The 24,853-nt window shown below is 65.2% G+C and carries 21 protein-coding genes and 6 pseudogenes; 12 read left to right on the top strand and 15 right to left on the bottom strand.

The features are described 5' to 3' along the window. Nucleotides 1-145: 145 nt before the first annotated feature. Nucleotides 146-1,246 (top strand): annotated as a pseudogene (locus tag I1A62_RS04680) (IS630 family transposase). Nucleotides 1,247-1,433: 187 nt separating this feature from the next. On the opposite strand, the gene I1A62_RS04675 reads toward I1A62_RS04680, so the two are convergent. Both I1A62_RS04675 and I1A62_RS04670 read right to left on the bottom strand, forming a co-directional pair. Continuing rightward, nucleotides 1,434-2,072 carry an RES family NAD+ phosphorylase gene (locus I1A62_RS04675; protein ID WP_219454435.1) on the bottom strand — a complete coding sequence of 213 codons (639 nt, stop codon included), beginning with the start codon at nucleotides 2,070-2,072 and terminating at the stop codon, nucleotides 1,434-1,436. Between the two features lie 6 nt (nucleotides 2,073-2,078). Then, on the bottom strand, nucleotides 2,079-2,675 hold the full coding sequence (locus I1A62_RS04670; protein ID WP_219454433.1) for a hypothetical protein: 597 nt from the start codon (nucleotides 2,673-2,675) through the stop codon (nucleotides 2,079-2,081). A gap of 518 nt (nucleotides 2,676-3,193) precedes the next feature. On the opposite strand from I1A62_RS04670, the gene I1A62_RS04665 reads away from it, so the two are divergent. After that, nucleotides 3,194-3,520, top strand: a complete 327-nt coding sequence (locus tag I1A62_RS04665; RefSeq protein ID WP_257890445.1) for a hypothetical protein — start codon at nucleotides 3,194-3,196, stop codon at nucleotides 3,518-3,520. 285 nt (nucleotides 3,521-3,805) lie between these two features. On the opposite strand, the gene I1A62_RS04660 is transcribed toward I1A62_RS04665, so the two are convergent. Together I1A62_RS04660 and I1A62_RS04655 are read right to left on the bottom strand one after the other, a co-directional pair. Continuing rightward, nucleotides 3,806-4,705, bottom strand: coding sequence for an alpha/beta fold hydrolase (locus I1A62_RS04660; protein WP_219454432.1), 900 nt, complete (start codon nucleotides 4,703-4,705; stop codon nucleotides 3,806-3,808). Between the two features lie 413 nt (nucleotides 4,706-5,118). After that, entirely contained in the window at nucleotides 5,119-5,733 is a 615-nt protein-coding gene (locus tag I1A62_RS04655) for a TetR family transcriptional regulator (RefSeq protein ID WP_219454430.1), read from the bottom strand. A 161-nt stretch (nucleotides 5,734-5,894) separates the two neighbouring features. Between I1A62_RS04655 and I1A62_RS04650 the strand changes: the two genes are divergently transcribed. Together I1A62_RS04650 and I1A62_RS04645 are read left to right on the top strand one after the other, a co-directional pair. Further along, on the top strand, nucleotides 5,895-6,641 hold the full coding sequence (locus tag I1A62_RS04650; protein ID WP_219454428.1) for a glucose 1-dehydrogenase: 747 nt from the start codon (nucleotides 5,895-5,897) through the stop codon (nucleotides 6,639-6,641). 132 nt (nucleotides 6,642-6,773) lie between these two features. Further along, entirely contained in the window at nucleotides 6,774-6,914 is a 141-nt protein-coding gene (locus tag I1A62_RS04645) for a hypothetical protein (protein WP_219454427.1), read from the top strand. Here I1A62_RS04645 and I1A62_RS04640 read toward each other — a convergent pair. Beyond that, nucleotides 6,896-7,282, bottom strand: coding sequence for a hypothetical protein (locus I1A62_RS04640; protein ID WP_219454425.1), 387 nt, complete (start codon nucleotides 7,280-7,282; stop codon nucleotides 6,896-6,898). The two genes, I1A62_RS04645 and I1A62_RS04640, sit on opposite strands and share 19 nt — an antisense overlap. Before the next feature lie 68 nt (nucleotides 7,283-7,350). Here I1A62_RS04640 and I1A62_RS04635 point away from each other — a divergent pair. The 3 genes and pseudogenes from I1A62_RS04635 to I1A62_RS04625 all read left to right on the top strand — a co-directional run bounded on the left by I1A62_RS04635 (nucleotide 7,351) and on the right by I1A62_RS04625 (nucleotide 10,265). Next, nucleotides 7,351-8,456 (top strand): annotated as a pseudogene (locus I1A62_RS04635) (tyrosine-type recombinase/integrase). Continuing rightward, a complete protein-coding gene (locus tag I1A62_RS04630; RefSeq protein WP_219454423.1) occupies nucleotides 8,453-8,788 on the top strand; it encodes a helix-turn-helix transcriptional regulator in 336 nt (111 codons plus the stop codon). Before I1A62_RS04635 ends, I1A62_RS04630 begins: the two are co-directional and overlap by 4 nt. Continuing rightward, a complete protein-coding gene (locus tag I1A62_RS04625) occupies nucleotides 8,778-10,265 on the top strand; it encodes a recombinase XerD (RefSeq protein ID WP_257890444.1) in 1,488 nt (495 codons plus the stop codon). The genes I1A62_RS04630 and I1A62_RS04625 overlap by 11 nt, the downstream gene beginning before the upstream one ends. A 199-nt stretch (nucleotides 10,266-10,464) precedes the next feature. Here I1A62_RS04625 and I1A62_RS45920 read toward each other — a convergent pair. Beyond that, a pseudogene (locus I1A62_RS45920) lies at nucleotides 10,465-10,710 on the bottom strand (transposase); the annotation flags it as partial. Between the two features lie 411 nt (nucleotides 10,711-11,121). Here I1A62_RS45920 and I1A62_RS04620 point away from each other — a divergent pair. The 5 genes and pseudogenes from I1A62_RS04620 to I1A62_RS04600 all read left to right on the top strand — a co-directional run bounded on the left by I1A62_RS04620 (nucleotide 11,122) and on the right by I1A62_RS04600 (nucleotide 17,244). After that, entirely contained in the window at nucleotides 11,122-13,614 is a 2,493-nt protein-coding gene (locus tag I1A62_RS04620) for a site-specific integrase (protein ID WP_257890443.1), read from the top strand. Between the two features lie 58 nt (nucleotides 13,615-13,672). Next, nucleotides 13,673-13,852, top strand: a pseudogene (locus tag I1A62_RS04615) (transposase); the annotation flags it as partial. 70 nt (nucleotides 13,853-13,922) lie between these two features. After that, nucleotides 13,923-15,200 carry a tyrosine-type recombinase/integrase gene (locus tag I1A62_RS04610; protein WP_374710677.1) on the top strand — a complete coding sequence of 426 codons (1,278 nt, stop codon included), beginning with the start codon at nucleotides 13,923-13,925 and terminating at the stop codon, nucleotides 15,198-15,200. Beyond that, the gene (locus I1A62_RS04605; RefSeq protein WP_219454422.1) at nucleotides 15,197-16,447 is read left to right on the top strand and encodes a hypothetical protein; all 1,251 of its coding nucleotides are present in this window, start codon (nucleotides 15,197-15,199) and stop codon (nucleotides 16,445-16,447) included. Before I1A62_RS04610 ends, I1A62_RS04605 begins: the two co-directional genes overlap by 4 nt. Further along, nucleotides 16,396-17,244 (top strand): IS5 family transposase, encoded by an 849-nt coding sequence (locus I1A62_RS04600; RefSeq protein ID WP_257890442.1) that lies wholly within the window; start codon nucleotides 16,396-16,398, stop codon nucleotides 17,242-17,244. The genes I1A62_RS04605 and I1A62_RS04600 overlap by 52 nt, the downstream gene beginning before the upstream one ends. A gap of 320 nt (nucleotides 17,245-17,564) precedes the next feature. Here the strand turns inward: I1A62_RS04600 and I1A62_RS04590 are convergent, their stop codons facing one another. The 9 genes and pseudogenes from I1A62_RS04590 to I1A62_RS04550 form a co-directional block, all read right to left on the bottom strand. Beyond that, a complete protein-coding gene (locus I1A62_RS04590) occupies nucleotides 17,565-17,798 on the bottom strand; it encodes a hypothetical protein (protein ID WP_219454420.1) in 234 nt (77 codons plus the stop codon). Nucleotides 17,799-17,906: 108 nt separating this feature from the next. After that, nucleotides 17,907-18,146, bottom strand: a pseudogene (locus I1A62_RS04585) (transaldolase family protein); the annotation flags it as partial. 5 nt (nucleotides 18,147-18,151) lie between these two features. After that, nucleotides 18,152-19,225 (bottom strand): annotated as a pseudogene (locus I1A62_RS04580) (transketolase); the annotation flags it as partial. A gap of 291 nt (nucleotides 19,226-19,516) precedes the next feature. After that, complete coding sequence (locus tag I1A62_RS04575) at nucleotides 19,517-20,308, bottom strand: SDR family NAD(P)-dependent oxidoreductase (protein WP_257890441.1); 792 nt, start codon at nucleotides 20,306-20,308, stop codon at nucleotides 19,517-19,519. After that, on the bottom strand, nucleotides 20,284-21,243 hold the full coding sequence (locus I1A62_RS04570) for a Gfo/Idh/MocA family protein (RefSeq protein ID WP_257890440.1): 960 nt from the start codon (nucleotides 21,241-21,243) through the stop codon (nucleotides 20,284-20,286). The genes I1A62_RS04575 and I1A62_RS04570 overlap by 25 nt, the downstream gene beginning before the upstream one ends. A 17-nt stretch (nucleotides 21,244-21,260) precedes the next feature. Beyond that, complete coding sequence (locus tag I1A62_RS04565) at nucleotides 21,261-22,175, bottom strand: sugar phosphate isomerase/epimerase (RefSeq protein WP_219454416.1); 915 nt, start codon at nucleotides 22,173-22,175, stop codon at nucleotides 21,261-21,263. Continuing rightward, entirely contained in the window at nucleotides 22,172-22,744 is a 573-nt protein-coding gene (locus I1A62_RS04560; RefSeq protein WP_219454414.1) for a VOC family protein, read from the bottom strand. Before I1A62_RS04560 ends, I1A62_RS04565 begins: the two co-directional genes overlap by 4 nt. Continuing rightward, entirely contained in the window at nucleotides 22,741-23,736 is a 996-nt protein-coding gene (locus I1A62_RS04555; protein ID WP_219455094.1) for a LacI family DNA-binding transcriptional regulator, read from the bottom strand. Before I1A62_RS04555 ends, I1A62_RS04560 begins: the two co-directional genes overlap by 4 nt. After that, nucleotides 23,729-24,772 (bottom strand): Gfo/Idh/MocA family protein, encoded by a 1,044-nt coding sequence (locus tag I1A62_RS04550; protein ID WP_219454412.1) that lies wholly within the window; start codon nucleotides 24,770-24,772, stop codon nucleotides 23,729-23,731. The genes I1A62_RS04555 and I1A62_RS04550 overlap by 8 nt, the downstream gene beginning before the upstream one ends. Nucleotides 24,773-24,853: the final 81 nt, after the last annotated feature.

Below are 24,853 nucleotides of genomic sequence, written 5' to 3'. Positions count from 1 at the left end.
TCCGTTCCCACGCATGTCGTCGATTGGCCGACCGGGAACAGAGGAGTAGGCGATGACGTACCCCACAGAGATCCATGACCGACACAGCACTGCCTGTGCTAGTGGTCCGTCTGCGAATTAGTCGAGCGTTTTATATAGTCGACGCATGGTTGCAGCGGCGTTGTCGGTCAGTGACGAACAGCGGGCGGAGTTGAGGCGGATGGCGGCCTCGACGACACTGCCGCACCGGAAGGTGGTCCAGGCGCGGGCCTTGCTGTGGGCAGGCGACGGGGTGGCCAATGCCGAGATAGCCAGACGTTGCCAGGTGACTCCGGAAGCGGTGTGGCGCTGACGCTCTCGCTTCACAGAAGAGGGAACTTCCGGGGTCGGGACGGTCGCGAAGGGGCGAGGCCGCAAACCGAGTTTGCCGGCGGGCACAGTCGAAGAGGTGCTGCGGTTGACCCATCAGGAGCGTCCGGCGGACGGCTCGACACACTGGAGCACCCGGACGATGGCCGCCCGCGTCGGGATCGGGAAGGACTCCGTCGCCAAGATCTGGGCTGATCAAAATCTCAAGCCCTGGCGGGTCGCGACGTTCAAGATCAGCAACGATCCGCGATTCGAGGAGAAACTCGTCGATGTCGTTGGGCTGTACCTGAACCCGCCCGCGCGGGCGGTGGTGTTCTCGTTCGACGAGAAGACGCAATGCCAGGCGTTGGACCGCATCCAGCCGTCGCTGCCCATGAAGCCAGGACGCGCCGGGACGATGACCCACGACTACAAGCGCAACGGCACCATCGATCTGTTCGCGGCGATGAACGTCGGCACCGGGGAGGTCCTCACAGACCTCCGCAAGGGCCACGCCGGAGCCGATGTGCTGCGGTTCTTCAAGCAGATCGACGCCAGCGTCCCGCGCTCGCTCGACGTTCACGTCGTGCTCGACAACCTGTCCGCGCACTCGACCCCGGAAATCAAAGCGTGGTTGGCGCACAAGAACCGTCGCCGGTGGCACCTACATTACACCCCAACGTCGAGTTCCTGGCTGAACCTGATCGAACGCTGGTTCAAAGAACTGACCGACAAGCGGCTGCGCCGCGGCGTCTTCACCAGCGTCACCGACCTTGCCGACGCGATCACCACGTGGGCACAACACTGGAACGAGGAACCCAAACCCTTCGTGTGGAAAGTGACCGCGGAAGACATCATCGCCAAAGTCCAACGCGGCCGCACCGCCCTCCACAAGATCAAATCGCAGACAGACCACTAGACCCTAGCGATCACGGACGAAGCGATCGATACCGCCGGCCCCAACCAGGCAACCCAGCACACCCTGCATCGGGGGTACTTTTCGACGCGGCCGCGCCTCGGCCTCCACCTCACGACGCGCTCCGCACCGAATCAGCTCCCAGGGCTGTCGCGGCGTCGGCGTGCCGCTATCGCCGGCCCGGGCTGGATCAGGGTCCGGGCGCGGCGTTGTGCGGTGTGAGAATCGCACCCAACAAGTAGTGCCCGTCGGCGGAGTCGAGGGCGATCACGCCCCCGACTGCGGTGACAGCGGGGTGAGTGTGTGCGGCCGGGTCATCGGCCAGCATCCAGGCGAGAGTGTTCTCGTCGTGCCGCGGCCGGTATTGCACGCCATCGACATCGGGGTTCGCGGCGAGGATCGCGGCGACCCATCGGCGGGTGTGCAGATAGCCGGAGGGGTCGCACTTGGACAACCAGGCGCCGGCGTTGATCCGGGACGCCCCGGTCCCGGTCAGATCCACGACCTTCACCGTGCGGGTGGTCCGCAGTTCGCTCAGGACCCGGCCGGCGATCGTTGCCCGCGGGATCAGCCGTGGGGACTGGTCGACAGGCAGGTTGCGGCAGAGCGTCTCGGCGACCGCCGCGGCCGGACTGTCACCGAGGTACAGGTAGGCGTAGGAGCCGTCGAGACTGTCGAACCGGCCCCCAACCCTGACGCGGGGCCTGGCGGTGGGGTTCAACTCCGCGGCGCCGCGGGTGGCGCTGTGGATGCGCCACAGCGAGGTATCGGCGGGGATGGTGGTGATCAGGGCAGCGGGTAACGGTGTGGGTGGATCCGGGTAGGTCACTCGGGGTCAGTCCTGCGTTAGGTCGTCGGCCATGTCCCGCAGATCCTGCTCGTGCCCACCGGCGGCGGCCAGCGCGGCCGGGGATCGTGGGTCGTCGGCGAAGTCGGTCGGGCTGAGCCACCAGGACGCCACACCCCACGGGTCGTCCTTCGCGCCGAGGGCCCGGTTGATCTCGGCGACGATCGGGCGGACCTGCCGGCGTTCGGCGTCGAACTGGAAGGCGGGGTAGAGCTTGTGCCCCGAAACCGGTAGGGCGATCACCGTGCCGGCCGTCGACAGGCGGCTGGCGGTGTTGCGGCTGGTGGCCGCCTTCCCCAGGACACGGCTGACGGCGGTGGAGTCGAGCATCTCGTGTTGGTCGACGATCGAGTTCAGCACGGACGCGACAATCCGCGTGCGGGCCACCGCCGCGGCGGCCGGGTTGGCGACCGCACGCTCCTGCTGACGCGCCAGCGCGGGGCTCATCGACAGCAACGCCGTCACGTCGTCACGGACGGGCCGCAGGGCCGGCCGCCGGGAGAACTCCTCAACCAGCAGCTCCACGAGGTCCGGATCCGACAAGGCATGGATCGAGTCGCGGGCCCGATCACGGTCGACGAGCATGTCCACCACCTCCGATTGTGCCAACAGTGTACCGCGTACCATCTGTGTCACGATAGACGGGCCGGACGGACTCGACGCGGATGCCCTCTCGCCGATACTGCGCCCCTCAGTCGGTCCGCAACATGCGCCCGCCCTGCCGCGCCGGCACGGATGGCATTCGCACTCACCGACATCACGGGAAGCCCCGGCTCCCCAGGCAACAACGAGCCTTCGCCTGGCCCTCGGCGAATGCCCACGTGGCGTAACGGAGTCCGGCGGTCGATGCACTTCAGCGGCCGGCATAGGGGCATGAAATTACTTAGCAAAAATAGTTAGCACTCCCACGACACGAGTGCTAAATTTCTTATGTGTCTTCGTCACAAGCGACAGATCCTCGACCGAGTCGCAACCCTCGACCAGCGAAACGGCTTCGACGAACACCATTCCCGTTGCGCCCGAAGAGTTCATGAAGACGCTTCCGGTCTCGTCAGTCCTATGTGCCCCGTCGACCCGACTCGTCAAGCGCGAGAAGGAGGATCATGACCGCCGCCGTCCCCGACAGCTCCGGTGGCGACGACCACATGTGTTCCTCGCTCGACGACACCGGGATACGGAAACAGCGTGGGTCGCGGTTGCCCGCCGTGTCGATTGCCCTCGGGGCGCTGTCGGTGGCGTCGTTCTGGGTGGTCGGGCTCGGCTTCGCCTTGGGGGTGGCCGCGGTGGTCTGCGGCGCCGTCGCCACCTCGCGGTCCGCGGTAGCCGACGATGAGGCGGCATCGTTGCGGGCCCTGCTAGGTGTCGTTGCCGGCGCCGCGGGGATCACCGTCTCTGCGATCGCCCTGTTCCCCATGCTCGCGCAGCTGTGAACCGCGAACACGAGGGCGTCATTGTTGGTCGCCATCCGGGGTCTGCATCGGTTCGGTCGCCCATGCCCCCATCCTGCCCTGACCGGTTACGATCGCGACGCTCGCCGGAATCGAGAAATGTTCCGACAGTGCAGCATTAACGACCCGAACCCACTCTGATCGCCTACGGACGGATCGGTCGGACGGCGACCGGTTGCGGAGCCGAATCCGGTTCGCCGCTGCAACCGGCACCGATGCAGATCCAAGCTGATCCCTCGAACGGTTGCGTCCGAGGCCTCGACCGCGTCAGCGGCGCACTGCGACAACGTCTTCGTCGAGAAATCCCTTCAACCCACCACTGAAGACATCGTTGTCGTCGCCCGCGACCATATGCCCGGCCCCGGTCACGTCGATCAGCTTCGCGGACGGAATCAGCTCGAGCAGCTCCTTGGCGCCTTCCTCGCTGACCACGTGGGATTCCTTGCCACGCACCAGCATGGTGGGCACCGTGACCGCGGCCGCCGCCTTCCGTGCGCGTTCGTAGCGCACGATCGAATCCGCCTGACGAGTCGGTTCGTCGCCCTGACGGAGGAACGCCGGATCCCAATGCCAGAACCAGCGGCCATCACGCAGGCGCAGGTTCTTGCGCAAACCCTGGGGGTTGGGCTTGCGCACCCGGTTCGGGGTATACGCCGCGATCGCCGCCGCAGCCTCGTCGAGGCTCGGGAAGCCCTCGAGGCCGCTACGCATGAACGCCATGATCTCCGCGGTGCCGCTGGTTTCGACCTTCGGTGCGATATCGACCAAGACCAGACCGCGAGCGAGATCCGGGTTCTCCCCCTGCCCGATCAGCGATGTCATCCCGCCCATCGAGGCACCGACGAGTACCGGCTTCTCCCCCAGCTCGGCGACGATCGAGGTCAGGTCGGCGACCAGTGCGTCTATGCCGTAGTCCCCGTCCGGTGCCCACTGACTGTCCCCGTGCCCGCGTGCGTCCACGGCGATGGTGGACCAGCCGTCCGCCGCGAGGCTGCGGCCGGTGTTGCGCCAGGAATGCCGGGTCTGCCCGCCGCCGTGCAGCAACAGAACCACGCCTTTCCTGTCGACACCCGATCCACTGGCACCCGGTGCAGGTGGGTCCCACCGGTCGGCAGCGAGCGTGACTCCGGCACCCCGGAGTTCGGACTGTGTGATTACGGGATCCATCAAGTTCCTCACCAATATTATCGAGTTGAACGTTTCCCTTCATGTTGCACTACGGGGTTGAACAACGAATTCACGCCGCACTCGTTGCATGACGCATCGAGGTAGCTCCGACTGACTTCAGCCGCCCGTCCAGCGCGACGAGCGCATCTCGAAGAACGTGTCGGCTGTGGATGTCACACCACAACTCGGTTCCCACCTACGGGGACTCGTACCTGCAGACCACCAGAGCCATCCGAAAGGGGTTCGGCGCCCGGACGTCGCGCGCTTTGTGGCCGCGGAACCGCACCCAGCGGAGAACAGTCCTGCCGCCCCGCAGATCGTGCGGCCGCGACTTCCCGTAAAAGCTGGTGATCTGTCGTGCAACGTAACGCCGGGCTCAGGGTCTGCGTATCAGTCGACTGAGCCACACCACATCAGGACTCAGCCAGCAGGCCACTCAGTGCGGTGAAAACTGTTCTCAAGTTGTGGTCGAGTCGGTCGAGGATGTCTTCGCGATCGTCGTCCGTGTTGAGCCAATTGCGGAGTTCGGAGAGGAACATGCCCCGGGCCGCGCCGGCGATTGCCATGGGGATGGCATCCTGCGGAGAAAGTCCCGTGCGAGTAGCCACGAAGGTCGCGACCGTGGAGGCCCATCGTTCCCAATGGTCGTAGGCGTCTGCACGGAGTTCGGCGCTGCTGTCGAGCAGTCTGAAACGCTCCAGCCACACGTCGCTGTTGTATATCGCCGAGCGGGTGGAGAAGACGATACTTTCGCGAACGGCATCAAGGACGCCTGGATACTCATGCTTTTCGGTGAGACTTTCGGCCAGCCATGAGATTGTGTCGTCGAACGCCGACCACACGACACCGGGCTTCGACTTGAAGTAGCGAAAGAACGTCGTCCTGCCAATTCTCGCCTCTCGTGCGATGTCATCGACGCTGACCTGTTCATAGCCATCGCGCAGCATCAGGGTGAGAGCTGCGCGCTCGACTGCATCCCGAGTGGCCGCGAACGGTCTTCCTGGGCTCCGGCGGGGCGGCGTCTGCATCCCCACACTGTAACCACCTGCACGCGAGAGGTTCCGCCGGACCATTGCATTGTGGTACTCAATCCCACTAATGTGAGCGGGCCAACAAGATCGCCTCCGAGAAAGCCGCCTCTGGCGTGCCCGGGTGGCGACGAGCTTCCGCATCAAGGAGTACGACGATCATGGGAAAATTGGACGGCAAGGTTGCCATCATCACCGGAGCAGCACAGGGCATGGGTGCTGCGCACGCCAGAAAGTTCATCGAGGAGGGCGCGATGGTCGCGCTGACCGATGTCAACGAAGTTGAAGGCAAGAAGCTTGCCGACGAGCTCGGCGCCAACGCACTGTTCCTCAAGCACGACGTCGCGTCACTCAGCGCATGGGGCGACGTCGTCCGCCAGACCGAGGAAGCCTTCGGGCCCGTCACAGTGCTGGTCAACAATGCGGGAATCCTCGGGCCGATCAAGGATGTCGTCGAGATCAGCGAGGATGACTACCTCAAAGTCATTGCTGTCAATCAGCATTCGCAGTTCTACGGCATGAAGACGGTCATCCCCTCGATGAAGAAGGCAGGAGGCGGCACCATCGTCAACATCTCGTCGACAGCAGGGATGGTGTCGATCGTCGGTGCGCCAAGCCTTGCCTACGTGGGCAGCAAGTTCGCCTCCCGCGGTATGACGAAGCAGGTGGCCGTGCAATTCGGCCCCGACAATATCCGGGTCAACTCGGTCCACCCGGGGTACATCAAGACTCCGATGATGGAGGCTGCCACCGACGAGACGGGCGGCGGCATCGCGGACTCGGTCCCGATCCGCCGCCTGGCCGAACCCGACGAGGTGTCGAAACTGGTTCTGTTCCTCGCCTGCGACGACTCGTCATACATCTCCGGTATGGAGCATGTCATTGATGGCGGCCTGATCGCCTCCTGACCGCCAACTCTCGGTCCCGTCATAGGGACGACATCACTACACCCGTCATGGCTCGCAAGAACGATGCGAAGCGTAGTGCCCGTTCTCGGCAAGTTCAGGTCGTCCAAACCGAAATCAAGGAGACGCAGTCCCATGCTCGACAAGCTTTATGCAGCAATGCTCACGCTGACTGGAATCGGCTTCGGGGGTTACGTGCTGCTCGATGAAGTCACAAACGCTGTTGCGGGTGAACAGCGGAATCACCGGCAGGTACCTCACGCGCCCCTCGGCTGACAAGGTGCGAACTGGTACCTGGAGACGATTCCGAGACGACCGGTATCGCATTCTCCATCAATGGCGAAGAACGACACGACAGACATAGTTCTTTGGACGCTGAAGGCCTCGGTCTCCGTGTCACTCACGATTTGTGCGCACTCGGGCACGATAATTTCAGTTATCGCAGCTAATGTCGGCATTATTGCATCTGATGCATGATTGTCCTTCGATCGGCCATCGCCATCAGTGACGCCATCTGTTTGCGAGATCTGGGCGTTGACCTGGCCATATACATACCAGCGCACCGGACGACCCGCAGCTAATCGCTCATAAGTGCGCCCGAGTGAGACCGTTAGACGATGGATCGGCGTGTCGATGGCCTGCATGCTTGCCACGTTCTTGCATTTGTTGCATGATTCGGGCATCAGATGCTCGCAGCATTCGGAGGTGCTCCGTGGCGGTGGACAACGTTGGTCGGGTGCTCGAGCTTCCCACGATTTCGTACCTGCATCCCGAGGATCAGGTGCTAGCGGAGATGCTGACCGGATGGCGAAATCAGCAGCTCAGCCGCAATCTCCAGCACTCGACGATCGAGCAGCGGGAGCGGCTGGTTCGACGCTTCTTCGAGTACACCAACGAGTATCCGTGGTGCTGGACTCCGGCACATGTCGACGAGTTCTTCGGGGATCTGCACTCGGAGCGGCGGGCGAAGCAGTCCACGATCCGCAACTACCAGGACGCACTGCGGGCCTTCTGTTCCTACGTGAGCACCCCAGAATATGGCTGGGATAGGTTGTGTGAGAAGTTCTTCGGCACCCACCCGGCGCAGGTGTGCTTCGAGTGGAACACCGCCCGTCATGTTCAGGACGCGGAGTCCGATCCGGGAAAGCGGGCGTTCACCCGCCGTGAGTTACAGGACTTGTTCGATCGCGCGGACGACGAGGTCACCCGCATCGCGGCGTCGACCGCAAAGGGTGGCTGCCCGCGTTCCGAGACTCGGTGATGTTCAAAGTTGCCTATGGATGGGGCCTGCGCCGCAACGAAGTCCGGCACCTGCAGACGGTGGACTTCGTGCGCAACCCTCATGCCGGTGAGTTCGGCAAGTACGGGGTACTCCACGTGCGGTTCGGCAAGGCGATGCGCGGATCGCCCCCGAAACGCCGCAGCGTGCTGACCGTCTTCGACTGGTCGGCAGAAATTGTCGCCGAGTGGCTCGAACGCGGCCACCCGCACCTGGGCGCCGGCCTGGACCTGTTCGTCAGCGAGCGGGGCACCCTCGCGTCCGAAACCGCGCTGCTACGCCGGTTTCGCCGCTACTGCGAGGACCTGAACCTCGCCCCGGGCCTCGATTTCCACTCGCTGCGACGCTCCTACGTCACCCACCTGATCGAAGCCGGCATGGACGCGCTGTTCGTGCAGCAACAGGTGGGCCACGAGCATGCCTCGACCACTGCCCTCTACACCTGCGTGTCGAGCGACTACCGCACTCGCACGCTGCGGCGCGCGCTCGATTCGACACTCAACAACGCTCTCGGGGGTAAGGAAAGTGAGAGATCATGACGCGCGACGTGGACTACACCTGGCGGCTGGCGGAGCTCATGGCCAGTCGCGGCTGGCACAACAGCACCGATCTGACCCCACACCTGCGTGAGCGCGGCATCGACCTGTCCGCCTCCCAGGTATACCGGCTGGTGACCCAACGGCCCGAGCGCGTGTCCTTGAAGATGGTGTCCGCCCTGTGTGACATCTTCGCCTGCGGCCCTGAGGATCTCATCACCACTACCGCCGCCGACGCACGCCGCAAGAAGACGGCCGCCGACCCGACCAACGTGACGGATCTGAACAAGTCGATCCGCCCCAAGAGGGCACGCGTGATCGCCGATGACAATTGACGTCAGGCCAGGTACCGCCACCCGCGGCCGGCCCCGCACCATCGGCGAGGTCCCCTGTGATCGATGCGGGCGCCGGGCCACGCGAGCCCAGACCCGCTGGCCCGAGGGCTTGATCTGCGGCATCTGTTACCACCACGCCCTGCGCACCCGAGGTACCTGCCCCCACTGCGGAATTGACCGGCTGCTCCCCGGACGATCCGGCCACAGCAGCCACCCGATTTGCGTCACCTGCGCCGGCATTCCCGCCGACTTTCATTGCGCGCGCTGCGGCACCGAGGCCGAGCACTACCGCAAAGACATCTGCGCCCGATGCGCCCTCAGGGACGACCTGACCAGCCTCCTGCTCGACGACGCATCCGACCGACAGTCGATGCACCAGCTCATCGAGGCACTCTGCACCGCGGACCGAGCCGAGAGCATCCATACGTGGTTGCGCTCGGCCCAAGTGCGGACACTCCTCGGAAGACTCGCCGCCGGCCATATCTCGCTCAGCCACGCAGGCCTGGATACCGAACCGGCGAACAACCGCACCGAACATCTACGGAGCCTGCTCGTCCACCACGGACTTCTCCCGCATCGTGACCCATCGCTCGCGCTCTTCGAACGATGGCTCGACACCAAGCTCGAACAGATCACCACAGACGACGTCCGTCGCCAATTCGCCCGATGGCACCATTTGAGCCGGATCCGCGACCGAGCGCGCTCCGGGCGCCCGACCCGAGGCTCCGTTCTTCACTCCAAACAAGGGATCACCGAAGCCATCAAGTTTCTCACCTGGCTGCACGACACCCACCACCGCGCAATCACCACCTGCAGCCAGGCCGACGTCGACAGCTGGCTCGCTAACGGCCCCACCACCCGACACATCATCCGCGGCTTCATCGTCTGGGCCGGCAAGAGCCGGCTCTGCCAGGACATCGTGGTCGAACACTATCGGGCGAGAACCGTCCCGCTCCTCACCCAGGACCAACGCCTCGACTGGCTCCGCGAACTCCTGACCGGTAACAGCACAACACTCCCCTACCGCATCGCGGGCATCCTGGTCCTTCTCTACGCTCAGCCCCTCGTCAAAGTCGCCGCGCTACGCACCACCGACGTCACCGACTCCGCGGGCGAGCTCATGCTCACGCTGGGAAAAGAACCCGCACCGGTGCCGAATCCGTTTGCCGCGCTGCTGAAAGAACACCTCGCGAACCGACCGAACCTGCGGACCGGCAACCACGGCCAAAGCCCGTGGCTCTTCCCCAGCTACCGCACCGGCCAACACCTCCACCCCACGACTCTGAGTGACCGGCTGCGATCCCACGGCATAAGCCTGATCGGGGCACGCAATGCTGCGCTCCGCGACCTCGTCAGCGACGCGCCACCCCCAGTCGTCGCCGAACTGCTCGGCTACAGCCACTCCGCCACCCACAGACACGCCACCGCAGCCGCAACTCCATACGCCCGATACACCACCACAAGACAACCCGACTAATAGTGCCGAATCGAATATGCGCGGTTACCAGCATTCCGGCAATCATCTTTCGGCGGGCAACCGCTGCAGCTCGGTGCACCCGTCGTCGAGAATGGCGAACAAGTCGGCGAGCAGCTGGTCGGCCTCGTCTTCGATCCCGTCAAGGATGTCGGTGACGTCCTCGAGCTGGCTGTGGGCGGTACGACCGCGCGGATAGCGTCTACGTAGATCTCATACTGTCTGCCACTGGTGTGGCGTGTGTCGGAGATGTACGTGTGTCACGGCTACCCGCATCACCGTGCGGTGGTGCGTGTTTGACCGTGTCCCACACCGACGCTCGAGGTGCAGGAACATGCTGTTTCGGAGTCACCCCCAACCGTCGCGTTGCACGCGGCCCGATCATCACGAAACGATGGTCTACATCGCCATGATCGCGACCACGTCGCGCCGGCTCGCCCGGGCGTCGTAACCCGTACCCGAGTTTCAGATGCACTCTGAGGGATGTTGGCGTCGAATCGAATCCATGCGGGCGAGGTCTAACTCCCCCGTATACGAGTCGAGATCTCGCTCAACTGGGGCGCGGCCCTTCACGTCCGTCCTCGATGGTTCGAGTTGGAGGCCGGCGAGCAGCCGGCGCCGACGGGTCGGGTCCGCCGTCCGGGTGGGGGCCGCAAGGGTGCGGACGCGCTGAATCCATAGCCGACAGGAGGGGGCATTCGGACAATTGTGATATCTGACGTCACCATTTCGGTGACCGAGGACGTGATCGCCGGCCTGCTGGCCTTCCATGCCCGACACGCGATGGCGACCCGGCCGCGCCGCCGGCGGCAGAATACCGCGCCGAGAGTCTGCAGATCCTGTTCGGCAAGGACGAGTCGTGACCAACGCCGACTCCCAGGTGCTGTTGACCGGAGCCACCGATACCGCGCCTGCGGCGACCGGCCCGGCGAATCCGACCGGGGCGCAACTGCTCGCGTCGTTCCCGCCCCGGCCCGTCACCGCGTCGTGGCCGGCAACCGAGGCGAGCCGAGCCGAGGTACTCGGCCGGGTCCTGTCCGCGCCGTGGGCATTGGACAACCCGAACAGTCAGCAGACCCGGCGACTGGGGATCCTGGCGGTGCTGAGCTGGCTGCAGACCCGGTCCGGGGACAGCTGGCAGCAGCGGTGGCGGGCCAGCGGCGCGGAAGACCAGCCGGACTGGCGGGAGCTGGTCACGCCCGACGTCGATCGCGCGAAGCCGCTGCCGCACCTGAGCCCCGGGCTGCTGGTGCTGATCTGCGCCGATGTGATCCGGCCCAGCCAGCAGTGGCTGCTGCGCTTCGCGCCGGCGCGCCGCAACCTCGCCGCCGAAATGGCCCGCACCCGGGACCCGGATGCCTTCGCCGCACTCGCCCAGTCGTGCACGGATGGCCGGGTCGGATTGCAGAGCGGACAGCAGGCACTGACCCGGATCGCGGTCATCCTGGCCGCCAAGGGCGGCCAGATCGACGCGGTGCGCGTCGGCGACTGCGTCGAGCTTCTCGAGGTCGCCGCCCGCATGCGCGCCACCTCCGAGGCCCACGCCCACAGCCCGCTGTTCTACCAGCTGCTGCGCACACACGGTGTCCTGAGCGAAGATGCGCCCGCCGCGATCGAGATGTTCTCCGGCCGCGGGCAGCCGAGCTGTGAGCAGCTGATCGACCGCTACCGGATCGCCTGCCAGCCGGTGCGGGACGTGCTGGTCGACTACCTGCGCGAACGTCAGCCGTCGGTGGACTTCTCCTCGCTGCAACGCCTGGCCTACCTGCTCGGCAAACTGTTCTGGGCCGATCTGCAGGCCCACCACCCGGGCATCGACTCGCTCACGCTGCCTCGCGACGTCGCCGCGGCCTGGAAGCAACGCGTGCTCACCCGCACCCGCACCAGCACCACCCCCGACGGTGACCGGGTCGCCGTCGCCTCGCCGCGACTGGACGGCCGCAGCGTGCTCACCGCCGTGCGCGCCTTCTACCTCGACATCGCCGAGTGGGCCGACGAGGACCCGGCCCGGTGGGGACCATGGGCGGTGCGCTGCCCGATCAGCGCCAGCGACGTCTCCCACAAGAAGGACCGGTCGAGGCGCAAGTCCCGCATGGACGCCCGCACCCGCGAACGGCTCCCGGTGCTGCCGGCGCTGGTCTCCTGGGTGGCGGCCGAACGCGCCGGCACCGCCGAGCTGCTCGCCGTCGCCGAACGCGCCGAGCCCGGTGAGTTGTTCACCGCCGCCGGGGTGACCCTGCGCCGGGCGCAGATGAAGACCGAAACCACCGGGCGAATCTGGGCCGAAGACCCCGACAGCGGACCACGCCGCGACCTCAGTTTCGAAGAACACCGCGGGTTCTGGACCTGGGCCGTGGTGGAAGTAATGCGCCACAACGGAATTCGAATTGAAGAACTGACCGAACTGTCCCACCACAGCCTGATCCAATACCGGCTGCCGGCCACCGGTGAGCTGATTCCGTTGCTGCAGATCACCCCGTCGAAGACCGACACCGAGAGGCTTCTGGTGATCTCACCCGACCTCGCCGACGTGCTGTCCGCGATCATCGCCAGGATCCGCCTCGACCAGCCACACGTGCCGCTGGTGGTCTCCTACGACAAGAACGAACGCGTCTACAACCCACCCATGCCGCTGCTGTTCCAATGGCGCCGACGACTCGAGAACCGTGCGGTGTCGGAGAGGGCGCTACGTCAATACCTCGACCATGCGCTGACCGCGATCGGCGTCAAAGACGCCAGTGACCGCCCGCTGCGCTACACCTTCCACGACTTCCGCCGACTGTTCATCACCGACGCGATCACACACGGGATGCCGCCGCACATCGCCCAACTCGTCGCCGGACACCGCGACATCAACACCACCATGGGATACAAGACCGTCTACCCCGAAGAGGTGATCAACGGTCATCGAGCGTTCATCGCCCGCCGCCGCGCGCTGCGCCCCAGCGAGGAATACCGCACCCCGACCGATGACGAATGGGCGCAGTTCGTCGGCCACTTCGAACGACGCAAGGTCGCCGTCGGCGACTGCGGCCGCTCCTACGACACCCCCTGCATCCACGAACACAGCTGCCTGCGCTGTCCACTCCTGCGCCCGGACCCCGCCGCCAGGCCCCGCCTCGAGCAGATCCGTGACAACCTCCTCGCCCGCATCGCCGAGGCCGAATCCCGCCGCTGGTTCGGCGAGGCCGAGGGCCTGAAGGTCAGCCTCGCCGGCGCCGTCGCCAAGCTCGCCGAGATGGACCAGATCGCCGCCCGCCGCCACAGCGCCGTCACGTTGGGCATCCCCAGCTTCACCGACGCCGCCGGCCGCACCATCACGACCCCACCCAGCCACCAGAACCATCCCTGACCTCGCCGAACCCGCCGACCCACCCTCAGATTGCAAGATCATTTGTTAGTTCGGAGAAGATCGGGCCGACGCGGTCTGGCTGGCGAAGGTGGCCGAACGTGGCATGTGCCGGCCGTCGCTGGTGCAGCCGCCCGAGATCCGCCGGCTACGCGACCTCACCCGCTACCGCCGCGCCCTGGTACTGGACCGCACCCGCGAGCAGCAACGGGTCGAGAAACTGCTCGAGGATGCCCAGTTGACTGAACTACGGAGGGTGTTTTCCGTGTTCGGCGGACTGATCCCAGGGTGTGTGGTTACGGTTCGGCCTCGTGACTGGAGAAACGGGTATGCCGCGGGATCTGGAGTCGTTGATTGTGCCGCGGCTGGGGTCGGTCGTGGCCACTGGCGAGGTGTTCGAGCCGTATCGGCTCCTTGACCCCGGTGGCGGCGTCGTCGGACCGGTCGGCGCATTCCTGCGGGAACTGCAGGCGTGCGGTCGCTCGGAGAGCACGCTGCGGTCCTACGGCCTGGACCTGTTGCGCTGGTTCCGGTTTGTGTGGGCGATCGAGATCGGGTGGGAGCGCGCGACTGCGGTCGAGGCCCGCGATTTCTTCTGCTGGATTCAATTGGTCTATAAGCCATCCGGTGTGTCGTCACGGAGTCGAGGCGACGCTGGGCTGTCGGCGTCGGCCGCGCGGGGACGGATGCCGGTCCCGAACCCGGTGACCGGCAAGCCCGCGCCTGGCGACAGGTACGCGGCGGCGACCGTGGCGCACTGCGAGACGGTGTTGCGCGGTTTCTACGAGTTCCATCTCGAGGCAAGCAGTGGGCCGATGGTCAATCCGTTCCCGCTGGCACGGCACCGCCGGGCCGGGCGGGCGAATGCGCATCACAACCCGATGGAGGTGTTCACGGCCGAACGTCGTGGCCGGTTTCGACCGAGGGTGCCCTCGCGGGTGCCGCGCCAGATCCCGGACGAGATATTTGACGAGCTGTTCGCCCGGCTGGGGTCGCATCGGGATCGGGCGCTGGTGGCGTTCTGGGTCTCGACCGGGGCTCGGGCCTCGGAGCTGTTGGGGGCCACGGTCGCCGACGTCGACCCGGGGCAACAGCTGATCACTGTGATCCGGAAGGGCAGCCGGGCGTTGCAGCAGTTGCCCGCCTCGTCGGACGCGTTCGTGTGGCTGCGGCTGTATCAGGTGCAGCTGACCGGTCTGGTGCCGGCCGGTCGGGATCAGCCGTTGTGGTGGACTTTACGGAAGCCGTTGCGCGCGTTGAACTATCATGCGGCTCGGGCGATGTTCACCCGCGCCAACGAGTCGTTGGGATCGAACTGGACGCTGCACGATCTTCGGCACACGGCAGCCTATCGGATGGCCCGCGACCCACAGATGACGCTGACCGACGTGCAGTGGGTCCTTGGACACGCACACCTGTCCACCACCCAGCTTTACACCAATGCCCCGGTCGAGGACATGATCGCCGAGGTACTGGCCCACCACGACCGGCGTGCGGCCGGGCCCACGGCGCCACCGGACGGCAGCGGCGAGCGGCTGAGCTACCGCCCCGAATCACTGCGGGTGCTGTTCGGGGGACCGGACCGGTGAGCGCCGCCGCGCAGGTGGGCGAAGTCTCGCAGGCAGGGCTGTATCAGGGAGCCCGGCCCGAAGCCCGGACCGAGGCGGGGTCGTCGAGTGTGCTGGCGGCGCTGCGCCGGTTCCCGCCCCGCCCGCTGCCGGAGAGCTGGCCGGAAACCGTGCAACCCCGGCAGCTGATCGTGGCTCGGCTGCTGACCGAGCCGTTCACCACGGTCTCGGCGGGCCTGAAGCCCGGGCGGCGTCGCGGTCTGATCCGGGTGCTCGACTGGCTCGAGCACCAGCCCGGCGACAGCTGGCAGGACCGGTGGCTCGCCTCGGGCGCCGACGCCGAGGGCAACATGGCCTGGCGGCGGCTGCCCGCCACCGACCGGTCCCGGGCGGACACCGAACACGGCCGGCTCGCGGTGGCCCGGGGCATGTCACTGCTGGTCTGCGGCGACGTGATCCGTCCGAGCCTGGGTTGGCTGATGACACCGAGCACCCCCAGGGATCTGGCCGCCGAGTTCGCCCGCAGCCGCGACGCGGCCGGGTTCGAGAAACTGGCCGTCCTGTGCCGAGGCGCGGGCGTCAACACGCACACCGCTCAGCTCGCGATGCGGCGGATCGCGGCCATCCTTGCCGCCAAGGGAGGGCGGGTCGGCGACATCACCGTCGGCGACTGTCTCGAGCTGCTGCGGGTCGCCGAGGACCAGCAGGCCGGAGCGGCGGCCGGCAGCCCGTACTTCTACCAGCTGCTGCGCGCCGCCGGTGTGCTCGGCGATGGCGCGCCGACGGCGAGGGGCCTGAGGACGCAGGGCCAGCTCAGCTGCGAGCAGCTGATCGACCGCTACGGCATCGACTGCGCGCCGGTGCGTGATCTGCTGGTGGACTACCTGCGTGAACGCCAGCCGGCCCTGGACTACGCCAGCTTGCACAAGCTCTCCTACACCCTGGGCCGTCTATTCTGGCGGGACCTGGAGATCCACCACCTCGGCATCGCGTCGCTGCGCCTGCCCGCCGAGGTCGCGACCGCCTGGAAGCAGCGCATCGCGACCAAAACGGTCCGTCGGACGATCGACGGACAGCTCACCGCGTGCACCGAGCCGCGGATCAACGCCGCCGACCATTTGATGACGGTGCGCGCCTTCTACCTCGACCTGAGAGAGTGTTTTGAAAGTGTTCGATTCGGGCGCGGCGGACCGGCCGGTGGCGGCATGATGGGTTTGTGGTTGCTCGCAGGAAACGTCGCAAGCCGACGCCGTATCCGTCCGATCTGACCGACGCCCAATGGGAGTTGATCGCACCGGTGGTGCCCACGGCGCTGCCGGGCGGTCGCCCGGCGATCCACGATCGACGGCGGATCGTGGAGGCGATCCTCTACGTCAACCGCACCGGTTGCTCGTGGCGGCAGCTCCCGCACGACTTCCCGCCCTGGCAGACCGTTTTCCGGTACTTCCAGCGATGGAACGAGTCCGGGGTGACCGACCGCATCCACGACGCACTGCGGGCGAAGCTCCGTGACCGCAGCGGGCGGGATCCGATGGTGTCGGCGGGGATGGTCGACGCGCAGGCGGTCAAGGGCGCCGACACGGTCGGCACGGACACCCGCGGATGGGACGGCGGGAAACGGGTCAACGGCAGGAAGCGACACGTGGTCACGGACTCGCTGGGCCTGTTGGTGGTCGTGCTGGTGACCGCGGCAAGCGTGCAAGACCGCGACGGCGGGCGCCTGGCGTTGTCCCGGGCGAAGACAGTGATGCCGTCGATGGTGTTGGTGTGGGCGGACGGCGGCTACGCCGGACGTCTCGTCGCGTGGGTCGCGGAGCGTTGCCGGATGACGCTCGATATCGTGCGGAAACCCAAGGGGCAGGTCGGATTCAGTGTGCTGCCACACCGTTGGCTGATCGAACGGACCCTGGCGTGGATCGTGCGTTGCCGTCGACTTGACCACGACTACGAACGTCTCCCGGCGCACTCGGAGGCGATGATCAAATGGGCAATGATCGGGTTGATGACCCGACGACTGGCCCCCGCACGCGGACGACGCCCCTGGCAGTCGACCCGCGCGGCGTGACACTTTCAAAACACTTTCTGAGAAAGTGAGACCGCGGGGAATGGGGAGCCGTGATGTACAACCTGCCGATGAGCAACCTGCCGTCTGTGCTGGCGCAGATCGACAAGGCCAACGCCCGCCTGGCCTGCAACAACATCGCCGAACGGTTCACCTATGTCCTCGACCCCCTCCACCCGCGAGGAGGCCAACGCCCTCGGCATCACCACCGCACAGCAGCGGGTGCGCCTGACCCTCTCGGACCCTCGGGCCGCGTGATCGAGACTTGCGGATTCCTATCGATCAGTCCAAAAAGGAATTCGGGTCCGGCGATCAGTGGGCCATTACGATCGCCAATCAACGGCTTCGGTGTGGAAGGTGTATCGGTCTTCGGGGTTGTCGACCGGAATCACGTCAGTTTCGCCGTCGTAATAGATCACCAGCCAGCAGTCGCGGCCTCCCGACCGAATGGTCATCACAATTTGCGCCCATTGGCCGGTCCGGAATCCGTAATTGTTGCTCCGGCGGACGAACTGTCCGATGTGGTTTTGGGCGATGGCGGCAGTCGAGGCAGTCATCGAGTCCTCCGTAGTGGTGGGGTAGACGATTTCGGTTGGTCGCTGTATTGGCAGTATGGGTTGGAAGCACCCGCCGGCGACGCTGCTGCAGTCGCCGGCGGGGCAGTTTCAGTGGGCCGAGTTGGCGGTGCGGAGTTGTTCGGCGGTGGCGTCGAGGAGTTCGTTCCAGGACACCTCGAACTTGGTGACGCCCTCGTCCTCGAGGACCGTGAACACGTCTGTGAGATCGATGCCGACGGCGGTCAACTGGTCGAACACCTTCTGCGATGTGGCGGCGGTGCCGGGGACGGTGTCGCCGGCGACCTCACCGTGATCGGCGACGGCGTCGAGAGTCTTCTCGGGCATCGTGAGTCGGCGGGAAGCGTGCGGTCCTTCAGGCGCGAGAACAGGGTGAAACGTTCCGGCTCCCGCTCAGCCCACGTGTCCATGGCCTGCTGCCACTGCTGACGGGTGTCGGTGCCGCGGTCGACGACCTGGCGGGCGTGGGCCAGGACGGCCGTATCGACGTCGAAGTGCGTGTCCGGGTCGAAACCGAGCGCGGTTTTCACGGCGGCGACCTCGTCGGCGCCCAGGGCGGAGCCGTGCACGCCGCCGGTGTTCATCTTCGTCGGTGCCGGGTAGCCGATGATGGTGCGCAGCAAAATGATCGACGGCCGGTCGGTGACCGCCTTCGCGGCCTCGGCGGCTGCCAGGATCCCGGTCACGTTCTCGCCGCCGTCAACGACTTGCACGTGCCACCCGTACGCCTGGTAGCGGGCGGCGACGTCCTCACCGAATGCGATGGCGGTGTCGTGTTCGATGGAGATCTTGTTGTCGTCGTAGAAGACGATCAGATTGCCCAGCTGCTGCACGCCTGCGATCGACGACGCCTCCGAGGTGACACCTTCCTCGATGTCGCCGTCCGAGGCGATGACGAAGATGTGGTGGTCGAACGGACTCTCACCCGCGGCGGGCTCCGGGTCGAACAGCCCGCGTTCGCGGCGGGCCGCCATCGCCATGCCGACCGCCGCCGCCAGGCCCTGACCCAACGGGCCGGTAGTGATCTCCACACCGCGGGTGTGCCCAACTTCGGGGTGACCGGGCGTCTTGGATCCCCAGGTGCGCAGCGCCTTCAGATCGTCGAGTTCGAGGCCGTACCCGAGATACAGCTGAATGTAGAGCGTGAGGCTGGAATGCCCGCACGAGGGCACGAAGCGGTCCCGTCCCCCCCAGCCCGGATCCGACGGATCGTGCCGCATGACCCGCTGGAACAGCGCGTACGCCAACGGGGCCAGGCTCATCGCCGTCCCGGGGTGGCCGTTGCCGACCTTCTCGACTGCGTCCGCGGCCAGGACACGGGCGGTATCGATGGCCTTGGTGTCCAGTTCGGTCCAGTCGGCGGGATGAGCGAGCTGCGTGAGAACGTGGATGTCGTCTGTGATCGACACGAGCGAAGTATCTCCTGGTGAGTCTGTGAAGTAACGGTCAATCCCGACTCGGCGCCGGGATGGCGTTTTGGCGGCAGTCCGGATCGGGGGGCGAGACGAAATTCAGGAGGATGTCCCCTCCTGATGCGCCAGCGGGGTTGCGAACGACATCGACGCAATCGCGGCATGTCTCTACCATCGGCATCCGAGCGGAGTCACGGGAGTCACGGGAGTCACCGGCGCCATCGGCCCGCGGCACGTGTCGTAGGCGATCACGTACCTCTTACTCGGTGTTGCGGACCGCACGGCCCGTCAGGTTCCCATACCGAGGTGCGCGCCTCCCGCGACGTCGATGGACAGCCCGGTCAAGTATCGATTCTCCACAGCCGTCAGAAAGGCAACAGTTCGTGCTACCTCGTCCGGCTCTGCGAATCGCTGCATCGGCAACTGACGTGCACGGGCATCACGGGCAGCTTGAGCCGAGCCGGATTGCTCGGCGAATTGCGACCACATTTCGGTGTTCACCGGTCCTGGGCTGACAGCGTTGACCGAGATGCCGTTCGGGCCGAGGATCTTGGCGAAGGACCACATGACGTGCAGGACAGCGATCTTGCTGGCGTTGTAAGGTAGATAGTCCACTCGCGCTTCCTTCGCCGCGACGGAGGAGAACAGCACAAGCGTTCCAGCGGTTCCAGCTGCGAGCATCGCGTTTGCAACTTCACGCGCGATGGTGAAGGTACCTGACGCGTTGATCTGCATGATTCGCTCGAACTCGGCGGTGGTCGTCGAGAGGGGATCGACTGTTTCGCCGAGTACCCCGGCGGTGTGGACCAGCGCATCCAGACGGCCGTGACGATCGATCACCGTACGCACCGCATCTCTGGTGTGGCTTTCATCGGTAATATCGAGATCTATGAACGAGGCCAGGTCCTGACCTTCTCGCCCGACTCGGTCGGCCCCGATGACCACATCGCCACGTTCGACGAGAGCATCGACGATAGCAGCGCCAATACCTCCACTCGAACCGGTTACCAGTACTATTTGCTCGGCCACCTTGTTCTCCTTCTCTGATCGGGTGCTCATTGAACTGCCTTGCTCGTCCATGTGCGTCCTGCCTGTTCTTCGGTGGGAAGCCCGGCACTGGCGAGAATGTGGTCGAGTAATTGCTGCGTCCTGACCGCCTCCCGTCCGGACGTGAGCGGCTCTCGTCGGTCCCGAACACAATCCAGGAAATGATGTACGGCAGCGGCGAAGCCGAAAGTGTCCGTCGCTGTGGCCCACCCGAATTTTTCGGGGCTCATCGTTCGGACGGTGCGCACACCATTGTCGGTGACCATGACGGAGTCAGGCGCGATCACCTCGGCGGATTTCATCTGTCCATGGGCGTCGAGCTTTTCTCCCCACGCGCCTGCGGTACGGGCGGCGACGAGGACGCCGGTGTTCCCGGTGGAGAAGCGGATGAGAGCAGCGCTGCCGTCTTCTTCCCACTTGTCTGTTCCCGCCGATGTCGCGGTCACATCGACCACGTCACCTCCGCAGAACCAACGTAGTAGATCGACCATGTGAATAGCGTTTTCGAAGGTCGCTCGATACTCGGATCCGGCCCGGTTCTTCTGGGCGAGACAAAACGTTGCACCGGTTTCGCCGAATACCTCCCGCGCGGCTACGTAGGTGGGAGCGAACCTGCGGTTGAACCCGACCATCAGGACTCGGTTGTGTCGCTGCGCGAGGTCGGCGAGCCGGATCGCGTCCGATGTCGCAGTGGCCAGTGGCTTCTCGCAGAAGACGTCGACGCCGGCGTCGAGTGCTAGTTCAACAGCCTCGACGTGTTCGCTCCGAGGGGTGAGGACGAATATCGCGTCGAGGTCTTCGTGGCTCACCATGTCCCGGACCGTTCGGTGAACACGGGTGAACCCCCACCGGCGTTGCAGCGCGCTCGGGTCCTCACGCCGCGATACGAGAGCTCGCAGTTCCACATCGTCGCGCTGGACCAGTGTCGGAAGCTGCGCAATGGAGGCAATGTTGCCGGCGCCGACCACGCCGACTCTGAGTGGCGTCACAAAGCGGCCCCGGTAGTCCGGTCCTGAAAACCGCTCTGCGCGAGCAATGCACGCAGGTGCTCGGCTCCGCGCCGGAAACCAATTTCCGGTTCGTCGAGATCCTGTGGATGCCAGCGGTATTCGTACTCGAGCGACAGGGTGGCGTCGTAGCCGCAGCTGTGCAGGTGTTCGACGATCCGTCCCCACGGAACGGTCCCATCTCCGACGACCCGTGAGCGCACCGATCGTTCGTCGGCATGCACCCTCGCAGTCTCGGACGACACGAACGGAGCATCCGGATCGACGAACACCAGATCTTTCACGTGGACGTGTCCGATCAGATCACCCTGAATCGCGAACGCTTGGTCGAGATCCTCGTCGTGCGAGAACGTCAGGTTGGCCTGGTCGTAGAGGACGCGTACGGCAGCTGAATCCACTTGCCGTACCAACGCCGCTGTGTCGCGCGCGCTCTGCGTCATCGTGCCGAAGTGGTTCTCGGCGCACAGAAGAACCCCTGCGTCGGCTGCCGGTACTGCGAGCTCACGCAAAGAACGCACCAGTTGCGCCCAATGGTGTTCGTGCCCCTCGGCGCCGGGTTGCCACGAACCCGCGTAAATACGTATCCGTGTCGCGCCGAGGAAGTGCGCTGTGTCGATCGCCGATCGAAGCTCGTCCACAGCCTCGCGGCGGGTCTTGTCGTCGACAGCATTGATGGCGGTGGTGTACGGGGTTAATCCGATGATCGGGATACCCTCGCCGTCTGCGGCCTTCGCCGCTTCTGCGGCCGCGGTTCCGTCACCGATGCCAAGCCCGCTGGTGTAGCCGTCCTGGTAGATCACTTCTGCGGCGTCGAGGCCCGCGCGTGCGAACAGCTTCAGGGCCTCCGGCACCGAGTGGTGTGGTGTACCGAGGGTGTGGCCTGCGATCCTCATGTGGGGTCCTCCGAAATCATTGGGGCTTCGGTGATTCGCCAGTCGTGTGGTCCGACCATGCGCGGGGGGTCGACGACGCGTGACCTGTCGACGAATTCGAGTACCAGTCCCCACGTGGTCTGTGCGTAGATCCAGCGGTTTCCTGCGACGGGGCTGTCACCGTTGACCTCTTTACGTGACCCGAGTATCCGAAGGTTCGAGTGCCGCTTCAGTGCGTCGACGACGTCGTCGACGTCGTCGACTACGAAGCACAGGTGATGGCCACCCGCGTCACTCATCCGCGGAAACGTCGGTGTGCGGTCCGTGCTCCACCACTGAAACAGTTCGATGTTGAGATTCGGTGGCAACCGGAGCATCCGTAGTTCCAGATGTGCGTCCTCGGGCACTCCGAAGTGTTCGGGCATGAAGGATGCGTCCGGTCCCCGGGTGGACCGGTAGAGTTCCTCGGCGCCGAAGAGGTCGATGAAGAGCCGAGTGGCATCGTCCAAGTCGGGCACCGTGAACGCAACGTGATCGACCCATTTCAGGCCGGGCACCGGGCTGCGCCGGGGTGTGCTGGATTGAGTCATCGAGAGGGCTCCTGTGTCGAAGATCGGACGAGCAGAGTTGGCCGGAGCACGACATGTGCGCTCTCCGCTCCGGAGATGAGTTTTTCTCCGAGTTCGATAGCGATCCGGCCCATATCGGCTATGGGTTGACGCACGCTGGTCAGGCGGGGGTTGAATCGGGCGCCGAAGTCGAGGCCGTCGAATCCGATGATCGATACATCTCGAGGCACGGCGACTCCGCGAGATCCCAGTTCGGAGATCAACGCGAAAGCGATGAGATCGTTGGAGGCAATGATGGCTGTAGGCCGCGAGTCGTGCTGCAACCATTGGTCGACGATGCCCGCGCTCACCTCGTGCCCCGGTTCCGGCTGAAGGATGGTGGGCGAGAGGCCGTGAGCCAGGGCAGTTCGCCGGTAGGCGTCCCACCTGTCCTGCGCGGTGTAGGTGCCTACGATTCCCGGTGCATACGCGATGGAGCGGTGGCCGAGGGTCATCAGATGTTCGAGTGCTAATTCGATACCTTCCCCGCTGTCGACGGTAACGGTGGGGATGGCGGGGTCGTCTTCGACGCGATCGAGCACGACGATGCGGTTTGCGACGCCGTATCGCGTAAGTGCACCGAGGTCGACTTTCGTCGACGGTGCAATGACCCCGAAGGGTGAGTACATTGCATGCATCGCAGAGAGATATCCCGCCGTTTGATCACTGTCTCCGTTGGTGATGCACAAAATTACGTGGTAGCCGCGGGTTTCGGCGGCTGCGGCGGTGGTCCGCGCCAGTTCGGAAAAGAACGGGTTGGTGATGTCGGGAACGATGAGCGGCACGAGACTGCTCGATTTGCTGCGTAACGCGCGAGCGACCGGGCTCATCGAGTACCCGAGATCGGCTGCAATACGCAGCACGTGCTCACGCGTTTCGGCGCGTACCGCTTCCGGTCTCGAGAACGCCCTCGAGACCGTGGAGCGGTGAACGCCTGCGGCGTCTGCGACGTCGTCGATGCTGGGGTTATTCATTTCTGCTCCGAGGTTGTGGCGTCTTTGACCAGATGATGGCCATTGACCGCACGAATTCGTCGAGAGTGGGCAAACCGTGGAATTTCGTGTCGAGCGAGTCGGCAACGTTGTCCACGAATTTTTCGTACAACGGATCGCTGTCCACGTCGAGTATCGCCTCGATTGTGTTCCCTGTTGCATCGGTGAATCGAGCTGAGCCGTTGGTGTCGATCGATGCGAAGCCGTTCGTTCCCGCTGCCGAGAAGCTGCAATAGCGCTTGAGCGGTGAACCGGGAAACGCGTACCCCACCTCGACTATCGATTCACGACCTTCATTGGACAGAACCAACGTCGCGTGGTCTTCGACGGTGTCGTGGTGCAATGTCCGCGATAACTGCACCGAGACGTCGACGTCGTTGCCGATGTGCCGAAGTGCGAGGTCCACGAAATGCGGTCCCAGATTCGTGAGGCATCCGCCTCCGGATCGCAGCGGGTCGAGCATCCAGGGATTCCCGTTCTCCCTGTATCGACCGGGCGGGCCCGCGATGAATGAGAGTCGTTCGTAGACGATGTCGCCCACTTGGCGCAGCCACGTCTCGACCGGTGCGTTCCTCTGCACGAGCGCCACGGTGGCGGGTACACCGGCGCGGCGCGCAGCATCTGCGAGCGCAGTGACCTGCGTCAGGTCGACGCCGGCGGGTTTCTCGACGACAAACGCAATGCCGCGGTCGATGAGCTTGCCGGTCACCGCCGCCATCTCGTGATGCGGGCTGAAGACGTAAGCAAGGTCTATCCCGTCGCGGTCGAGCGCTGAATCGACCGATGCGGTGGACGGGGCACCCCAAACCTGTGCCAGCTCTTCTGCCGTGGCCACATTGTCGTCTTGGACCGACAGGACGCGATGACGTCGGCCGATGGCGTCGCGGTACAGGGGCACGTGCCAGTGGGAGGCTCCCAGGACGACAGTGCCGGCTCGGCGATCGCTACCTGCCGCGATTGAACTGCCAGGGTGGGCATCGGACGAATCGCGGTCCCAGATATTCGGGTCCACAGTCATCGACTCCTTGCTGTTGTTGCGGGCCGGTTTCGAGCCACGATGAGATCGGTTGCTGAGATCGGTTGCAGCGAGCCTGCCACA

The organism is Rhodococcus sp. USK10 (genome assembly GCF_019378875.1).
GTDB lineage: Bacteria > Actinomycetota > Actinomycetes > Mycobacteriales > Mycobacteriaceae > Rhodococcus_F > Rhodococcus_F pseudokoreensis.
Note: the sequence above shows the minus strand (reverse complement) of the source record. Positions and strands in the feature narration are given on the sequence as shown.